Below are 16,713 nucleotides of genomic sequence, written 5' to 3' on the forward strand. Positions count from 1 at the left end.
TTTTATTTGCCCTTGGCGGCGTCTGCCTTGGCAGGGTCTTTCACATTTTCATAAGCGTCGAATTCGACGTTGACGAGCTTGCCATCCACCTTTTCAGCCTTGCGGATATAGACCGTCTGTACGATGTCGCGGGTTTCCGGGTCGATCTGGATCGGGCCGCGCGGGCTTTCGAAACTCAGGCCGGCCAGGGCATCCATGACTTTGGCGCCGTCGGTGTCGCCGCCGGTTGCGGCCAGCGCCAGGTCATAGGCGGCCATGGCGTCATAGGCGGTGGCGGCAAAGTAGTTGGGCCGCATGGCAGTGCCGAAGTTTTCTTCGAAGTCGCGGACGAACTTCTGGTTCTTCTCCGACGGATGCGCGTAGGAATAGTGGTGGCTGGTGATCAGATCCAGCGCAATGTCGCCGGTCGCATCGAGAAAGCTATCGTCGGTCGCTTCGCCGGTCGCGAAAAGCTTGATGCCGGCTTCACTCAGTCCGCGTTCTTTCCAGACCCTCAGGAAGGCGGGCGGCATGACGCCGGACGGGAAGAAAAAGAAGACCGATTCGGGCTTGGCGTCCTTGATGCGCTGGACATAGGCAGAGAAGTCGGGGTTGGACATGGGGGTGCGGATTTCACCCAGCACCTTGCCGCCGCCGGCCTCGAAGGCGTTCTTGAATGCGGTATAGGCATCCGTGCCGGAGGCGTAATCCGCCACCACGACCATGGTTTCCTTGACGCCGTTTTCCAGCATCCAGCGCGCCATCGGATCGGAAACCTGCTGCACGGTGAAGGACAGGCGTGCAATATAGGGTGAGCTGTTGGTAATGGCCGAGGACGAGGCGTTCATGACCAGGACGGGCACCTTGGCCTGCGTGGCGATGGGCGCGACGGCGTAGGCATTGGGGCTGAAGTCCAGGCCGGTCAGCAGGTTCACCTTATCGCGTACCACCAGTTCCTGAGCATAGCGCTTGGCCAGGTCGGGGGCGGCACCGGCGGTGTCTTTGCGGATGATCTGCACCGGGCGGCCCGCGATCTTGCCGCCGTGTTCCTTGAGATACAGCTCGACGCCGGCATCGAACTGGCGGCCATAGTCGGCATAGGGGCCGGAGTAGCTGGCGATCATGCCTATCTTCAGCGGCTCTTCGGCTTGCGCCGGCAACCCGAGGGTGGCGCCGATACAGGACAGCAGGGCGGTGCCGATCAAGGTTCTCTTGCTCATTTTCATGGGGGAACTCCGTTGTGGCTGTTGGTGGACAAAGGGGACGGGGAATCGTTGTTCTGTGCGGGCGAGCGGGTCAGCCGCTTGCGAGCAGCTGTTTGAGGTCGAAGGTTTCGTCGCGCAGCAGGGCAGGCGTGGCCGCCACGGCGGCGCCGATGAGCTTGCGGCTCAGCATATGTTCACCAGGACGGTTGACGGAATGCGCGGCGGCGATACGGCCATGACGCAGATAGAACACGCTGAAACGGTCGGATTCCCTGTCGCCGCGAATCACGGTTTCATCGCCGGGCAGCGCCAGGCCGGCCATCTGCAGCTTGAGCGCGAATTGGTCGCTCCAGAACCAGGGGGCGCCGGTGTAGGGCTCAGGGTTGCCGGCCAGTGCGGATGCGGCGGCGCGGGCGCCATCGTTGGCGGCCTGGATGGATTCCAGGCGCAAGTGGCGCGGCAGGCCGGGACGATCCGGCTGCAGGGTATTGGCGACGTCGCCGATGGCATAGACATGCGGAGCGTCCGTCCGCCCGAAAGCATCGGTCAGGATGCCGTTGTCGCAGGCGATACCTGCTTGCCGCGCCAGTTCATCATTGGGTTGAACACCGTTGCCGAGCACAACCAGATCGCAGGCCAGTACCGTGCCGTCATTGAGCTCCACGCCTGTCACCCGGCCGCCGGCGCCGCGCAACTGGCGAACGCCCTGGCCGAGCCGGATATCCACGCCGTTGTCGCGCTGCTTTTGTTCCAGATAGCGCGCCATGGGCGTGGGCAGGCTGCGCGACAGCAGCTGCGGGTGGGTTTCGACCAGTGTGACGGCAAGGCCGCGTCCGGTCAGTGCAGCGGCAGCTTCCAGGCCGATGAATCCGCCGCCGATGATGCAGGCCCGATGGGCCTGGGATAAGGCGGCATCCAGGGCGAGCGCATCGTCCAGGGTGCGCAGAGGATAGATGCCTGCCAGGTTTGCGCCAGGAAGGGGTAACGGGCGGCAGCGGGCGCCGGTGGCCAGGGCCAGCTCGCCATAAGGCAAGAGCGAGCCATCGGCCAGCGTCAGCGTTCGGTGGCCGGGGTCCAGCGCGACGGCGCGCGTGCCCAGCCGCAGTTCGATATCCTGTTCACGGAAATAGTCCGGCCCTTTGAGCGCCAGGCTTTCCACACTGCTTTTGCCGTTCAGCAGTCCCTTGGAAAGCGGTGGGCGCTGGTACGGCGCATGGGCTTCGTCGCCCAGCATGATGATGGGCGCGTCATAGCCCAGGCGGCGCAGGCTGTCGGCCAGCTGCGTGCCGGCATAGGATGCACCGACGATGACCAGCGGCAGCGGGCGCGAGGCTGGCGCCGCGGCGCCGCTCATGACTGGCTCTCCGGTACGCGGACGGTCAGGCCATCGAGGGCCTCGGTGAGGATCAGCTGGCAGCTCAGCCGGCTGCCTGGCAGGCGCTCGCTGGCCACGCCGTCGAGCAATTCTTCTTCCATGTCGTCCGGCGCCGGCAGGCGGCCGATGTCGGCATCCGCGACATATACATGGCAGGTCGCACAGGAACAGCAGCCGCCACACTCGGCGTCTATGCCGCGAATATTGTTGTGGATCGCGGTTTCCATGACGCTGGCACCGGTCTTGGCCACAATGCTGCGGGTGCTGCCGTCTTTGAGGATGTAGTGAATGGTGGGCATGGGATGGCCTTAAAACATATCGAAGTATTCGCGTTGTTCCCACTCGCTGACTTCGAGATTGAAACGGTCCAGCTCGGCCTGCTTGATATGGCAGTAGTAGTCGATGAAGGCCGGGCCGATCTGCTGGGTCAGCACGGCATCCTGGCGCAATGCCGCCATGGCTTCCGGCAGGGAACGGGGCAGGTTTTCTGCCGGGGTTTCGTAGGGGGCGTCGGCGGAAGGGCCGGGATCCAGCTGGCGTGCCATCCCGTCCAGGCCGGAGAAAATCTGCGCGGCCAGATACAGGTACGGATTGGCCGTGGGTTCGCCGACGCGGTTTTCGATGCGGCTGGCGGCCTGGCCCTGGCCGCCCAGAACCCGCAGCATGGCGCCGCGATTATCGCGAGCCCAGATGGCACGATCCGGCGCCAGGGAAAAGGGACGGTAGCGCCGGAAACCATTGACCGATGGGCTGGCGAACAGGGCGGCGCCACGGGCGTGCTGCTTGAGCCCGGCCAGGTAATGCATGCCGCAAGGGCTCAGCGGGTGTTCGTCCGTGTCCGGCATGAAGGCATTGACGCCGTTGTCCTTGCGGCACAGGGACTGGTGCAGATGCCAGCCGCTGGACATGACATTCGGGATGCGAGGCCGGCACATGAACGTTGCGTGATAACCATGGCGCAGGCAAATCTGCTTGATGGCGCTGCGCAGCAGCACCATGGTGTCGGCCGGCGCCAGCCCGCGCGTCGGGCCGAATACCAGTTCAAACTGGCTGGGGCCGAACTCGATTTCCAGGGAGTGCAATGGCAGGCCAAGCGCCAGCAACTGCGTGCGCAGCAGTTGCATCAGGTCATCGACACGGTCATAGCGCAGTTCGGTCAGGTACTGATGGCCGTGGGTCAGCAGGGAGACCCGTGGCGGTTCGCCGGGCTGGCCGGAGTCGCCCAGGTTCATGCGGGCGTCATCGAGACGGAAGACGTGGAACTCGACCTCCAGCCCGGCGATGAAGTCCAGCCCCAGCGTATCCAGTTCGCGGATGGCACGTTGCAGAATCTGCCGCGTGCCGAAGGGACAGGGTGTGCCGTCGCTCATATGGGCGTCGCACAGGATCCAGCCGGTACGCGGCGCCCAGGGCAGCATGCAGAACGTGGACGGGTCTGCCACCAGGGTGACATCGGCGCCGCCTTGCAAGCCTGGAATGGCAAAGCCGCCATTGCTGGAAAAAACCGGAAAGACCGTTTTGTGGGAGGTGTCCTTGGCCAGCAGGGTGGAGGTCAGGTTGACGCCGTTGCGCAGGGCTGCGCCTGCTGCTGCGCCCACCAGTGTCTTGCCGCGCAGAATGCCGTGCTGATCCGGCCAGGCAAAGCGGACGGTATCCACATCGCCGGACGCGAATCGTGCGACTAATTCATCAGCCTGACGATGCTGGTCTTCCGACCAGAGATTGAAGCGATCAACAAAACTGGCCATGTCGGCTTCCCTTCCTTCAGGCCTGCAGGCGGGCGCTGGCCCAGTCGGAACCACGGCGGCGCAACAGATCGGCCTCTGCGCAATAGGCGTCGGTGCGGTCCGCGTCGGCAACCCCGTCGATGGAGGGCGGGCCATAGAGCGCGGCGGCTTCTTCCGGTTTGGGTTGCATGGGCACCGGTGCGCCCGACAGTGCGGCCTCGATGGCGCCGACCAGCATGCGGCGATAGGCGATGATGCCCTTGTCGGTCGTGCCCAGGTGTTCGCGGGTACGGTTCTGTATCGGCCCCAGCGATTCACAGGCCCATTGGTCGTGCACGTTGATGTCCATGCCCATGCCGGTATAGGTCTGGGTCAGCTGCTCTTCGACGTTGTAGCCATAGTTGTTGCGTTTGTTCTTGCGCGAGGTGTAGTCCGGCAACTCGATGGTGGCCAACCGCTGTTCGCGCATTTGCTGTTTGTCCACCGGCCCGGCAAAACTCGTGAAAATGGCGTACCAGTAGCAATGGGTGTCATCCACAGGCACGTGCCATTGCGAGATGGTCATCTCGGTGCTCATGGGAATGACGAAGGCTTGGGGGAAGATGACGTTGGTGACCCGGACATGGGTTTGCGTGTCGGAAAGCGTACGCAGCGTGGTCAGTTGCATGCCATAGGGCGCGGGTGTGACGCGGATTTCGGGGCGGTCGTATTCACGCAGCACTTTGGTAATGGCCAGTTCCGAGTCGGCGGATGCGCCGCGGAACTGCTTGCCATAGCTTTCCGAGGTGTCTTCATCCTCGAAGAAACGGTGCAGAAATGAGGCGTGGGCCGGGTCCATGCCGACTTCCAGTGCCTGCAGCCAATTGCATTCCCATAGCCCCTTGAAGGCGAAGGTGTGGCTGTCGGGAGCGACGAAACAGTCGAAATCGGGGAAGGCGGGCGGCTCGCCTTCGCCGATATAGGCAAAGATCACACCGCTTTTTTCCACGACCGGATAGGCCGCTTGCTTGATGCGGGTACAGAGCTTGCTGCCAGCGGGTTCAGCAGGGGTTTCCAGGCAGTTGCCCTGGGCGTCGAACAGCCAGCCGTGAAACGGGCAGCGCAGCCCGCCGTCTTCCAGGCGGCCGAAAGCCAGATCGGCGCCGCGGTGCGGGCAATCACGGTCGAGCATGCCCAGCTTGCCGTTTTCATCACGAAACAGGACGAAATTCTGGTTCATCAGTTTGACCGGTCGCAAGGGGCGCGGCCCCTGCAATTCTTCGGCCAGCGCAACGGGCTGCCAATAACGCCGCAGCAGCGTGCCGGCCGGAGTGCCGGGACCGACCCGCGTGATGAAGTCATTTTGTTCTGCGCTGAGCATGGGAAATCCCTCCTGATGAATGCCTGGGTTTATTAGCAATCAGTGGTGTTGTGTATTCCACTGTATGCAGCGGTATGCAGTGAAAATAATTTACGCAGACAGGAATTCCGGGTCAATGGATTTTTAATTTCAGGGGTTTTTGATTGCGTGAAAATTCCAATAAATTTTTTGGGGGAGGAGAGGTCTGGCGTTTCTTGTTTTTTTGTTTGGAGACATGGCGGCATCTCTGCGTCTGCAGGATTTTTTCGAAAAATATGAAATGGTTTTTCAGGTCGGGTTGCTTGTGTATTTCGAGAAAACGATTTTTTTTGGCAACTAGGGATATCGAGCATACAGGGTTGCTCTGGATATTGTTGTTTTATATCTGTATGTTTTTCATGGGTATTTTTGTTTTTCAATGTCACTTTTGTTTTTGATAATTATTTTTATTTGTTTTCTATCTGAATGGGCTTGATGCGGTTTTGGGAAATTCTGGTGCATGGCGGAATGGTGCGGAATTGGATTTGGTGCATGCGCCATGCTGGTGCGAGTGAATAGATGGGCCGCCTTTTTTTGGGGCGCTGATTTGTTCGTATTGGTGCGCGGCAATAAAATGTTTTTTCTATCCTGTGGTGATTTTGGATAATGATTGGAATCAGGATAGGGGTATCTTTCCCCCTCTGGTTTTTGGTCTGGCTGGCTGGAATGGCGGTTTTTTCTGCAGATACGGTGTTTTTTGCGTGATTTTCTTGCTGGTCTGGATGTCAAAATCCAGGATTCATTTTGACTGGTGTGTTTTTTTGTTTTTTATCTATTTGATATAAAACGATTTTTTTGTTTTTGTGGTGAGCCGTATTTTTTTGGTGCAGAATGCTTTTAACTGTATGCAGTCTGGCGCGGGCAGGGGGTTTCTGGCTGCCGTGCCGCACCAGTGGGGTGCGGCACGGCAGCCATCGGGTTATCCTGCTGTTCTTTTCTGCATGCAGGATGGGTGCTGCTTTTCAGAGTGGCGGGGTGCCAGGGGCGTATCGTGCTGCTGGCCTGCATGGGCGCTAGGCGTGGCTGAATATGGACTCTCAACAATCGCGGGTATTGGTACAACTCAGGGACATGATCCTCAAAGGCGAGTTTGTGCCAGGGGAGCGGCTGGCCGAAGTGCCTTTGGCTGAAAAGCTGGGCGCTTCCCGCACGCCGGTGCGTCTCGCCCTGACCAGCCTGGAGCATGAAGGACTGATTGAATCGGCGCCGGGCGGGGGCTATCGGATGCGCCAGTTCACGGCGCGCGAGATTGCTGACGCCATCCGTCTGCGCGGCCTGATCGAAGGTTTCGCGGCGCGGCTGCTGGCCGAACAGGGGGCGCCGCGGCAATTGCTGCGCGAACTGCAGGAGTGCCTGGATGACGGCGACCGCGTGGTTTACAAGGCGCAGATGGATCTGGACGACTATGCTGCCTACGTGGAAATGAATGACCGTTTCCACCGACTGATTCTGGAGGGTTGCGGCAATGTCATGCTGACGCGCATGCTGGAGTTGCTGGTGGGGCAGCCTTTCGCCGCGCCCAGCGCCATGCTGCCCATGCAGTCCAATATGAAGGAAGGGCAGCAGTGGATGCAACATGCGCATCGCACGCACCACGCCATTTTCCAGGCCATCGAACGCGGGCAAGGGTATCGAGCTCAGGCGCTGGGCGAGGAGCACGTGGAAATTGCCCGGATGAATCTTGAATATGCGCTGGAAAAGCCGGAGCTGGCGGTGGAATTGATGCCCAGCATGCGTCTGGTGGACACCAAAGGGCGTCTATAAGGTCTTGCGCGGACACACTCGGCGCATCGAGGGCAGATCAGGGGCTAAAATCCGCAAGTCCGGGAAAACCGGATAGCCTTGTTGGGTTGTGCCCTGCATTTTTGAATCTGACTCCGGGGAATACGAGAGTGACTTCCGCCTTGCATCAATCTTCCATTACGTCGCTGCCTTTGCTGGGCCGTGGCAAAGTCCGCGATATGTACGCAGTCGGCGACGACAAGCTGCTCATCGTCGCGAGCGACCGCATCTCGGCGTTCGACGTCATTCTCGACGACCCGATCCCGGGCAAGGGCCAGGTACTGACGTCGATGACGGAGTTCTGGCTGAAGAAGCTGGCGCACATCATGCCCAACCACTCCACGGGAATAGATCCGGAAAGCGTGGTCACGCCTGCGGAGCGTGAGCAGGTGCGCGGCCGTGCCGTCGTCGTCAAGCGTTTGAAGCCTATCCTGGTCGAAGCCGTGGCGCGTGGCTACATCATCGGTTCGGGCTGGAAGGATTACCAGGCCACGGGCGCGATCTGCGGCGTCAAGCTGCCGGCCGGCCTGCAACTGGCGGACAAACTGCCGCAACCGATTTTCACGCCGGCGGCCAAGGCAGAATTCGGCCTGCATGATGAAAACGTCGATTTCGCCTATGTCGAGCAGGCCGTGGGCGCGGAACTGGCCGGCCGCATCCGCGACGCTGCACTGCGCCTGTACACCGAAGCCTCCGAATATGCCGCGACCCGTGGCATCATCATCGCCGATACCAAGTTTGAATTCGGCCTGGATGATCAGGGCGTGCTGCATCTGATGGATGAAGTGCTGACGCCGGATTCCTCGCGCTTCTGGCCGGCGGATTCCTACCGTGCGGGCGTCAACCCGCCGTCGTTCGACAAACAGTTCCTGCGCGACTGGCTGGAAAGCCAGCCCTGGGACAAAACGCCGCCTGCGCCGCGCTTGCCCGCAGCCGTGGCGGAACAGACCGCAGCCAAGTATCGCGAAGCCCTTGAGCGCCTGACCCAAGGTTGATCCCGGCTGGCTGGCGCCAGCCCTGTCGGGCGGGCGCCAGTGCCGGGGGCTGTCAGGGGGATTGTCGCAAGCCTGCCACGCCCTCCCGGCCCGCTGCGCCATATCGTCCGCGGGCTGCCACTATCTCCGCAGTGACCGCCGCTCAGGCGGTAAAATAGCGGATTACCAATTCTTTTCCGCCAGAGCGGGTGGCGCAACGCCGGAAGATGGCATGCCCCATGCCAGTCCCGCATGCGCGCCCTGGCGCGAGGCTTTCCTGAAATGACCATTGAATTCGATCCTCCGCTGCGCGCTGATGCCGTCGTCGGCGTCGTCATGGGGTCTTCCAGCGACTGGGACATCATGAAGCAGGCCACCGATATGCTGGATGCGTTCGGGGTTCCCTATGATGTGCGCGTGGTATCGGCGCACCGCATGCCGCTGGATATGGTGGCCTACGGTGCCGCAGCCAGCGCCGCAGGCTGGCGCGGCATTATTGCCGGTGCCGGCGGTGCTGCGCATCTGCCGGGCATGCTGGCGGCGCTGACGGAAGTGCCGGTCTATGGCGTGCCGGTGCCGTCGCGCTATCTGCGCGGAGAAGATTCCCTGCTGTCCATCGTGCAAATGCCCAAGGGTGTGCCCGTGGCCACGTTTGCCATCGGCGAAGCCGGTGCCGCCAATGCGGCATTGCATGTCGTGGCCGCCCTGGCAACGACCGACGCCGGGTTGCGCGAGCGCCTGCTGGCGTTTCGTGCGCGGCAAACGGGCCAGGCGCGCGCCATGGTCGTGCCGCCCGCGGCACCCTGAGTTTCCGGCGGATGGCATTCATGAGTACCAAGCAAGTGAACAATGATCTAACGATCGGCCAGGCGCCGATTCTGCCGGGCCAATGGCTGGGCATGCTGGGTGGTGGCCAGCTGGGGCGCATGTTCGTGCATGCGGCCCAGGCCATGGGCTATCGGGTGGCGGTGCTGGATCCGGCGGCCGACTGCCCGGCAGCTCAGGCGGCAGACCGCCATATCCGTGCGGCCTATGATGATGTCGCGGCGCTGGATGAATTGGCGGCGCAATGTGCGGCCGTGACGACGGAATTCGAGAACGTCCCGGCGGATAGCCTGCGCCGCCTGGCGCTGCGTGCGCGCGTTGCGCCTGCGGGCGACGCCGTGGCCGTGGTGCAGGATCGCATTGCGGAAAAGGATTTTCTGGCGGGGCAGGGCATTGCGGTCGCGCCCTATGCGGCCATTCGTGCTGCGGCCGATCTCGACGCGGCGTCCGATGCGCTCTTTCCCGGCATTCTCAAGGCAGCGCGCCTGGGCTACGACGGCAAAGGCCAGGCGCGGGTCGCGAATCGGGCCGAAGCGCTGGCGGCGTTTGAGTCCTGGGGCGGTGTGGCCTGCGTGCTGGAAGCCTTGCAGCCCCTGCACCACGAGATTTCCGTGGTGCTGGCGCGTGGCGCCGATGGCGCCACAGCCGTATTCCCGATTGCGCGCAATGCCCACGAACAGGGCATTCTGGCCGTCACGACGGTCGGCATGGCCGAGGACGCTGCGCTGGTGGCGCAGGCGCAGGACGCCGCCCGCCGTGTTGCCGATGGCCTGGCTTTCCAGGGTGTGCTGTGCGTGGAGTTTTTTGTATTGCAGGATGGCCGGCTGCTGGCCAATGAAGTCGCACCCAGGCCGCATAACAGCGGGCACTTTACGCAGAACGCCTGTTTTTCCAGCCAGTTTGAACAGCAGGCACGTGCTGTGGCCGGCATGCCGCTGGGGAACCCCCAGGCGCATTCTCCGGCCATCATGCTGAATCTGTTGGGCGACATCTGGTTCCGGCAGGATGCCGAGCAGGCGAATGAGCCGGATTGGGCTGCCGTCCTGGCGTTTCCGTCGGCGCATTTGCATCTGTATGGCAAGCATGAGGCGCGTCCTGGCCGGAAAATGGGCCATATCAATGTCGTGGCCGCGACACTGGAGCAGGCGCGCGCGGATGCGCAGGCCATTGCCAGCCTGCTGGGGATCCCGCAGCCATGAGCAAGTTGCCCGGCACCGAGGAGATTGCCGCCGCAGCGCGTCATCTGGACGCCGGCGGCCTGGTCGCGTTTCCGACGGAAACGGTCTATGGGCTGGGGGCGGACGCCGCAGATCCGGCCGCAGTCGGGCGTATTTATGCGGCCAAAGGCCGGCCATCGAATCATCCGGTCATCGTGCATATTGCGCCGGAAACGCCGTTGTCCGATTGGGCGACGGATATTCCGCCAGTGGCGCAAGCGTTGGCGGCGGCCTTTTGGCCGGGGCCTTTGACCTTGATTCTCAAACGTGCCGCAGGCGTGCCGGATGCGGTCAGCGGCGGCCAGGATAGCGTGGGCGTGCGTTGCCCGTCGCATCCGGTCGCGCAGGCTTTGCTGCGCGAATTTGCGCGCATCAGGCCGGGGCAGCGTGCCGGCGTGGCCGGCCCGTCTGCCAACCGTTACGGCAAGGTATCGCCGACGCGCGCCGAGCATGTGCGGCAAGAGTTTCCCGAATCGCTGGCAGCGGGCGAATTGCTGGTGCTGGAAGGCGGCGCGTCGGATGTCGGCATCGAATCGACCATTCTGGATGTGTCCAGGGTACAGGAAGGCATCGGGCCGGTGTTGCTGCGTCCGGGGCATATCACTCCGGAACAGATCGCCAGTGTCACGGGCAGCTTGCCGGCGCGGCCGGATGCGCAGGCGCCTCGTGCCTCGGGTACGCTCAAGGCGCACTATGCCCCCGCAACGCCGGTACGCTTGTGTGATACCGAGACGCTGTCAGCATTGCTGGCCGGGCGCGCGGCCGGCGCTACCGGTCCTGCCATGGCGGTGCTGGTGCATGATACCTCGGGCCTGGCGCCAGCCAGCCAGGGAAATCTGCCGGGTATTGCATGGCGTCACGTAACGGGCGGCCCGGATGCCTATGCCAGGCAGCTGTATGCCTTGCTGCGCGAACTGGATGCCGGCGGCTACGCTGAAATTCTGGTGCAGCGGCTGCCCGAAGGCGGGCAGTGGGACGCTGTGCGGGATCGCCTGGGGCGTGCTGCCGCCGCCTTTGAATAAGGCGCTTGGCCGGTTTGGGCCGAATGTGCCCCCGTATGCCGGGCCGCGCATCAGATAAAAAATGCTGGGCAACACCCGGCATTTTTTTCGTCCGACGTTGTGCAGCCGCCGTGTTTTATGGCTGATTGCGGGCCTGGATCATGGCCTGGATATGCTTTTCCATGCGGTCGGCGTCGGGTTCGTGGCCGGTAAATAAACGGAATGCATCGACTGCCTGGCCAACGGCCATGGCCGTGCCGGCGACGGTGCGGCAGCCGATACGCCGGGCTGCGGCCAGCAGTTCCGTTTCCAGTGGCGAATAGACGATTTCCGAGACCCAAAGCTCAGGGCGCAGCAATGTTGCATCCAGCGGCAAGCCGGGCAGCTTGGCCATGCCGGTAGGCGTGGCATGCACCAGGCCGGTGGCGCCGTCCAGGGCGCTGGCGGCGTTGGCCGAGGCGCTGGCGGCATGGGTGCGGTATTGCCGGTTCAGTTCTGCGGCCAGGGCGCCGGCGCGCTGCGGGTCGGCATCTACGATGCGCAACGAGCGCGCGCCCATCTGGATGATGGTATGCGCAATGGCAGCCCCGGCGCCGCCGGCGCCCAGCAGTACGACATGATCCAGATTGGCGTCGGGCAGATGGCGTTGCATGCCCCAGCGCCAGCCGGATCCATCGGTATTGTGGCCGTGCAGCTTGCCATCCTGGATAACGACCGTGTTCACGGCGCCCATGGCTGCGGCATCCGGCGACAGGCTGTCGAGCAGCGGCAGGATGATCTGCTTGCAGGGATAGGTAATGTTGAGGCCGGCGAAATCCATGACGCGGGCGGCTTCCAGCAGTTCGGGCAGCGCGCCATCCTGGCGTGGTGAACGATCCAGGTCGATCAACTGGTAGTGCAGCCGCATGCCCTGGTTGCGAGCCTCTTCCTCGTGCAAGGCAGGTGTCATCGACAACTGGATGCCGGAACCGATAAGGCCCAGCAGATAGCTGGCACGGGGGGCGGAAGCGTGGACGGGGGAAGCGGAACGAGTCTGGGACATGGCATGTCTTGGTAGTGGGTGCGCTGCCTGGATGAATGGCGCCCGGTTGGCGAAATGGTGGTGCTTGGTGGCGTTTGAAGGCTCTTGGCGGCGAACAGGCTGCCCGGAAGACAGATGGCCGCCAAGCACGACACGGTGGTGCATGGCGGAAAAAACGTCCCTCATCTGCCTGGGGGCAATAATATACGAACTAGTTAGTTTTATATTCTGAGGGATAAAACCGATAAGCACAAGAATGCCGGACAGGGATTTTTGTGCCGCTGGGCGGCCGGTGGGGTCGGGTAGAAAAAGCCGGTTCAAAAAGCCAGGGCCGCTCATGCGGCCCTGGCTTTGCGTCAATCTATGGCGGGATTGCGGCGCACGTAGCGGATCATCATGTCCACTGCCGCTTCTCGTCTGGCGGCCTGGGCATCGGCCTCATTGAAGTCGCGCTTGAAGATCAGGGAAAAGGTGTTCTGGTTGGAGGCGTTGAAAAAACACAGCGCACTGATGGAATGGTGCAGCTCGATGGCCGAGAGCCCCGGCCGGAACAGCCCCTGTTCCACGCCTCGGCGGTACACGGAACCGACCGCGTCGATGGCGGGAACATTCAATTCCTGGATGATCCGGGAGCGGGCAAGATAGACGCCGTTATTGATGTTCTCCGTCATGACCAGACGGACGAAATCGGGGTTGGCATACTGGTAGTCGAACGTGAACTCCACCAGCCTGCGCATGGCGGCTTCCGGGTCCAGATCATCCAGATGCAGCTCGTTTTCAATGCTGCGCAAGCGCCGGTAAACGGCTTCGAGAACGGCCACGTACAGCCCTTCCTTGTTCTCGAAGTAGTAATAGATCATGCGCTTGCTGGTGCGCGTGAGCGCGGCGATTTCGTCGATGCGCGCGCCGGTCAGGCCCTTGCGGGCGAACTCTTGCGTGGCGACCTCGATGATATCCTGCATGGTCCTTTTGGGATCATTGGTGCGGCCGGTCTTGTTCTTGCTTTTGGGCTCGGGACGCGGCGCGGCATCGGACTGCTGGGTCATGGCGTGTTTCAGGCGTCAGCGGAACACAACCGTGCGGTTGTTGTTGAGCAGGATGCGATGTTCCACATGGCTGCGTACGGCGCGCGACAGCACCAGCGATTCGATATCGCTGCCGACCTGGGTGAGATCCGCCGGGGTCAGCGTGTGATCCACACGGGCGATATCCTGTTCGATGATGGGGCCTTCGTCCAGATCTTCCGTGACGTAATGGGCCGTCGCGCCGATGATCTTGACGCCGCGCTGGTGGGCCTGGTGGTAAGGGCGGGCGCCCTTGAAGCTGGGCAGGAAGCTGTGGTGGATGTTGATGGCGCGGCCCGAGAGCGCGCGGCACAGTTCCGGCGACAGGATCTGCATATAGCGGGCCAGCACGACCAGATCGACTTTCTCGGCGGCAATGATGTCGAGGATCTGCTTTTCCTGCTGCGCCTTGGTATCGGCCGTGACCGGCAGATAGTGGAAGGGAATGCCGTAGGAGGCGGTCAGGTTGGCGTAGTCATTGTGGTTGGACACGACAGCAGCGATATCCACCGGCAGCTGGCCGCTGCGGGTGCGGAACAGCAGGTCGTTCAGGCAGTGGCCCTGTTTGCTCACCATGATGAGCAGACGGGAGCGGCGCTGGGCGTCGTGCAATTGCCAATCCATGCCGAATTGCACGCCCACTTGCGACATCTGTTCGCGCAGCTCGGCGTGGTCGCTGCCGACAGGCTGGCGGAAATGGACGCGCAGGAAAAAGCGTTGGGTGTCTTCGTCACCGAACTGCTGCGAATCGAGAATATTGCAGTGATGGCGGTACAGTAGCTGGCTGACGTGATAGACAATGCCCGTGCGGTCGGGGCAGGAAAGAGTCAGGATGTAGTCTTGGTGCGACATGGTCGGCAATATTGTTATGAGTGGGGCGCTGGCGCCTGGGGGCGCCGCGGCCTGGAGTGACGGCAGGCGGCCGGTATCAGGCGGTGGCGCCGGCCACCGGCGTCAGATTGAAGTTGCCGCGATGATAAATCAATGGCGCATTTTCGCCATGGGCGCAGTGCTCCACTTGTCCGATCAGGACGACATGGTCGCCAGCTTCGTGATGGGAGTGGGGCCGGCATTCCATCCAGGCGGCGCAGTCCGGCCCTAGCCAGGGCGTGCCAGCTGCGGTACGCAGATCCGGCAGCCCATCGTAGCGTGTTTCGCTGGGGCCGCGGGCAAAGCGCATGGCCAGGTCTTGCTGCTGGTGCGACAGGACATTGATCACATAGGCTTGCCCGTTGGTGAACCAGGGCAGCAGATGCGAGGATTGCATGAGGCTCCAGAGCACCAGCGGCGGCGTCAGCGATACGGAATTGAAGGAACTGATGGTGACGCCGACGGGCTTGCCGTCCGGCTGCAAGGTGGTGATGACCGTTACGCCCGTTGCAAAACGGCCCAGGGTGGCGCGGAAGTGGGCGGAGTCGAAATCGGGCTGGTTAGGAGTCATGACAGGGCTTGCAGGGTAAAGCGCGGCGGCGCGCAAGAAAGGGCGCGCCGGATAGCAATGATAGAAGAGATGGCGCAGGCCGGCAGCCTGGCCTCAAGGCGCCAGGCGGCGGACATGCCACTGGCCGTCGGCCTGTTGTTCGTAGCGCAGGCGATCGTGCAGGCGCGACGGACGGCCTTGCCAGAACTCCACAGCGTCAGGGCGAACCAGGTAGCCGCCCCAATGCGGCGGACGCGGCGGCTGGTCGCCATACTTGGCGCGCGCGGCCTCGAAGGCGGCTTCCAATTCGGCGCGGGTCGTGGTCGCGCTTTGTTGCGAGGCCCAGGCACCGAGGCGGGAATCCAGCGGACGGCTGTGATAGTAGGCGTCGGATTCGGCATCGGGCAGCCATTCGATCTGGCCTTCGATGCGTACCTGGCGTTGCAGCGGCTGCCAGAAGAACAGCAGGCAGGCGCGCTGCTGGGCAGCCATTTCCTGCCCCTTGCGTGATTCGCGGTTGGTGAAGAAGATAAAGCCGCGCTCATCGACGCCTTTGATCAGGACAATCCGGGCATCCGGATGGCCGTCGGCATCGGCCGTGGCCAGCGTCATGGCATTGGGTTCCGCGACCTCGCCCTGTTGGGCTGCCTGGAACCAGCGTTCGAACTGTTCAATGGGCGTGGGGGCGAGATCCTGCTCCAGCAGGGTGTCGCGGCTATAAGTCTGGCGCAGGTTGGCAATAGACATGATGCGGCGTCATATGAGAGTCGGGATATCCCGAGTGTATAACGGCAGGCGTGTCCAGGGCAGCAAACTGCTGGCGGGCACCCTGTTTTGCGGTGCCGCGCCGGCAATCGGACGGTTCGCCTCAGGCTGCCAGGATCTGGCGTGTACGCAGGGCCGGTTCCAGCTGACGGGCCAGTCGATCCAGCTGTTCGTCAAGGATATTGGCCTGGCGCAAGGCCTTGGCGGTTTCCAGCACATAGTCGGAGCAAGGGCCGCAGGAGCCCGAGGCGCCGAGGATGATGGCGATCTGTTCTTCCTGGCTCAGCCCGGTGATATAGCCAGGATGGCTGCGGTTCATGACGAACGACAGCGCACGGATATCACCTGTGTCACTGCTGCAGCGCAGCCAGCTTGGCTGGTAGCAGCCCGTGGACATTTCGCGTTGCCACAGCCGCGGAAAAATACTGTCTATCTGGCTGGCGTCGATCCGGTAGGCCATCCCATGGCAAGAGCCGCCCAGATCCAGGCCGAAAACCAGGCCGGGCTGTTCAGGCGTGCCGCGATTGATGCAGGACCACAGGCACAGGGCGCGATGATGGCCGACCAGCGTGGCGGCACGACGCTCCAGGAACGGGAAGTCAGGGCGCCAGATCAGCGAGCCATAGGCATAAATCCAGACATCGTCGCCAGGGTCACGCTGCGACAGCAGCGCATCCTGTGATGCCTGGAGCTGTTCCGGCGTCCAGAGCGGGATGTGTGCGGAATTGCTTCCGGTCATGACAAGGGTGGTCACGGCGATAGGGGATCAGTAATCACGGGCAATTATCTGGTTTGCACCGGCAGGTGGCAAACCAGGCGTTCTGCACCTGGAAAACCTTGCTTCACAAGACAGTTACAGCGTGCATGTGCATAAAGATAGTCCTCCCAGGCATGAGATGGATATAAATAATGGTTATATGGAGATTATTTTTACCTTGATGCAAGGATATAAGCGCCTTGCGGGGCAGCAAGGGCTGGGT

Annotated in this window: 18 protein-coding genes; 5 read left to right on the forward strand and 13 right to left on the reverse strand. The window is 62.3% G+C overall.

Features of this window, described 5'->3' with window-relative positions; translation table 11 throughout:
- Window positions 1-2 precede the first annotated feature (2 nt).
- The 7 genes from ACNA1V_RS12405 to ACNA1V_RS12435 form a co-directional block, all read right to left on the reverse strand.
- Window positions 3-1,205, reverse strand: a complete 1,203-nt coding sequence (locus tag ACNA1V_RS12405; protein ID WP_415833919.1) for an ABC transporter substrate-binding protein — start codon at window positions 1,203-1,205, stop codon at window positions 3-5.
- A 70-nt stretch (window positions 1,206-1,275) separates the two neighbouring features.
- Window positions 1,276-2,538: an NAD(P)/FAD-dependent oxidoreductase gene (locus tag ACNA1V_RS12410; protein ID WP_415833920.1), complete on the reverse strand. Its 1,263-nt coding sequence runs from the start codon at window positions 2,536-2,538 to the stop codon at window positions 1,276-1,278.
- On the reverse strand, window positions 2,535-2,858 hold the full coding sequence (locus tag ACNA1V_RS12415; RefSeq protein ID WP_415833921.1) for a 2Fe-2S iron-sulfur cluster-binding protein: 324 nt from the start codon (window positions 2,856-2,858) through the stop codon (window positions 2,535-2,537). The genes ACNA1V_RS12410 and ACNA1V_RS12415 overlap by 4 nt, the downstream gene beginning before the upstream one ends.
- A gap of 9 nt (window positions 2,859-2,867) precedes the next feature.
- Window positions 2,868-4,307: a glutamine synthetase family protein gene (locus tag ACNA1V_RS12420; RefSeq protein WP_415833922.1), complete on the reverse strand. Its 1,440-nt coding sequence runs from the start codon at window positions 4,305-4,307 to the stop codon at window positions 2,868-2,870.
- A 16-nt stretch (window positions 4,308-4,323) separates the two neighbouring features.
- On the reverse strand, window positions 4,324-5,646 hold the full coding sequence (locus tag ACNA1V_RS12425; RefSeq protein ID WP_415833923.1) for an aromatic ring-hydroxylating dioxygenase subunit alpha: 1,323 nt from the start codon (window positions 5,644-5,646) through the stop codon (window positions 4,324-4,326).
- 32 nt (window positions 5,647-5,678) lie between these two features.
- A complete protein-coding gene (locus tag ACNA1V_RS12430; protein WP_415833924.1) occupies window positions 5,679-5,978 on the reverse strand; it encodes a hypothetical protein in 300 nt (99 codons plus the stop codon).
- Between the two features lie 43 nt (window positions 5,979-6,021).
- Window positions 6,022-6,393 carry a hypothetical protein gene (locus ACNA1V_RS12435; RefSeq protein ID WP_415833925.1) on the reverse strand — a complete coding sequence of 124 codons (372 nt, stop codon included), beginning with the start codon at window positions 6,391-6,393 and terminating at the stop codon, window positions 6,022-6,024.
- Window positions 6,394-6,693: 300 nt separating this feature from the next.
- Between ACNA1V_RS12435 and ACNA1V_RS12440 the strand changes: the two genes are divergently transcribed.
- The 5 genes from ACNA1V_RS12440 to ACNA1V_RS12460 all read left to right on the forward strand — a co-directional run bounded on the left by ACNA1V_RS12440 (window position 6,694) and on the right by ACNA1V_RS12460 (window position 11,484).
- Complete coding sequence (locus ACNA1V_RS12440; protein WP_415833926.1) at window positions 6,694-7,428, forward strand: GntR family transcriptional regulator; 735 nt, start codon at window positions 6,694-6,696, stop codon at window positions 7,426-7,428.
- 128 nt (window positions 7,429-7,556) lie between these two features.
- Window positions 7,557-8,441 carry a phosphoribosylaminoimidazolesuccinocarboxamide synthase gene (locus ACNA1V_RS12445; RefSeq protein ID WP_415833927.1) on the forward strand — a complete coding sequence of 295 codons (885 nt, stop codon included), beginning with the start codon at window positions 7,557-7,559 and terminating at the stop codon, window positions 8,439-8,441.
- Between the two features lie 261 nt (window positions 8,442-8,702).
- Window positions 8,703-9,227: a 5-(carboxyamino)imidazole ribonucleotide mutase gene (gene purE, locus ACNA1V_RS12450; protein ID WP_415833928.1), complete on the forward strand. Its 525-nt coding sequence runs from the start codon at window positions 8,703-8,705 to the stop codon at window positions 9,225-9,227.
- A gap of 20 nt (window positions 9,228-9,247) precedes the next feature.
- Window positions 9,248-10,444, forward strand: coding sequence for a 5-(carboxyamino)imidazole ribonucleotide synthase (locus ACNA1V_RS12455; protein ID WP_415833929.1), 1,197 nt, complete (start codon window positions 9,248-9,250; stop codon window positions 10,442-10,444).
- Entirely contained in the window at window positions 10,441-11,484 is a 1,044-nt protein-coding gene (locus ACNA1V_RS12460) for an L-threonylcarbamoyladenylate synthase (protein ID WP_415833930.1), read from the forward strand. Before ACNA1V_RS12455 ends, ACNA1V_RS12460 begins: the two co-directional genes overlap by 4 nt.
- Window positions 11,485-11,599: 115 nt before the next feature.
- Here the strand turns inward: ACNA1V_RS12460 and ACNA1V_RS12465 are convergent, their stop codons facing one another.
- From ACNA1V_RS12465 to ACNA1V_RS12490, 6 genes are all read right to left on the reverse strand, one after another.
- Window positions 11,600-12,505: a shikimate dehydrogenase gene (locus ACNA1V_RS12465; protein ID WP_415833931.1), complete on the reverse strand. Its 906-nt coding sequence runs from the start codon at window positions 12,503-12,505 to the stop codon at window positions 11,600-11,602.
- 335 nt (window positions 12,506-12,840) lie between these two features.
- Window positions 12,841-13,530: a TetR/AcrR family transcriptional regulator gene (locus ACNA1V_RS12470; RefSeq protein ID WP_415833932.1), complete on the reverse strand. Its 690-nt coding sequence runs from the start codon at window positions 13,528-13,530 to the stop codon at window positions 12,841-12,843.
- 15 nt (window positions 13,531-13,545) lie between these two features.
- The gene (gene purU / locus ACNA1V_RS12475) at window positions 13,546-14,400 is read right to left on the reverse strand and encodes a formyltetrahydrofolate deformylase (protein WP_415833933.1); all 855 of its coding nucleotides are present in this window, start codon (window positions 14,398-14,400) and stop codon (window positions 13,546-13,548) included.
- Window positions 14,401-14,476: 76 nt separating this feature from the next.
- On the reverse strand, window positions 14,477-14,989 hold the full coding sequence (locus tag ACNA1V_RS12480) for a flavin reductase family protein (RefSeq protein WP_415833934.1): 513 nt from the start codon (window positions 14,987-14,989) through the stop codon (window positions 14,477-14,479).
- Between the two features lie 93 nt (window positions 14,990-15,082).
- Window positions 15,083-15,715: a pyridoxamine 5'-phosphate oxidase gene (gene pdxH / locus ACNA1V_RS12485; protein WP_415833935.1), complete on the reverse strand. Its 633-nt coding sequence runs from the start codon at window positions 15,713-15,715 to the stop codon at window positions 15,083-15,085.
- Between the two features lie 121 nt (window positions 15,716-15,836).
- A complete protein-coding gene (locus ACNA1V_RS12490) occupies window positions 15,837-16,472 on the reverse strand; it encodes a gamma-glutamylcyclotransferase (RefSeq protein ID WP_415833936.1) in 636 nt (211 codons plus the stop codon).
- Between the last annotated feature and the right edge of the window lie 241 nt (window positions 16,473-16,713).

Origin of the sequence: Kerstersia similis (genome assembly GCF_965139615.1) — a bacterium.
Classification (GTDB): domain Bacteria; phylum Pseudomonadota; class Gammaproteobacteria; order Burkholderiales; family Burkholderiaceae_B; genus Kerstersia; species Kerstersia similis.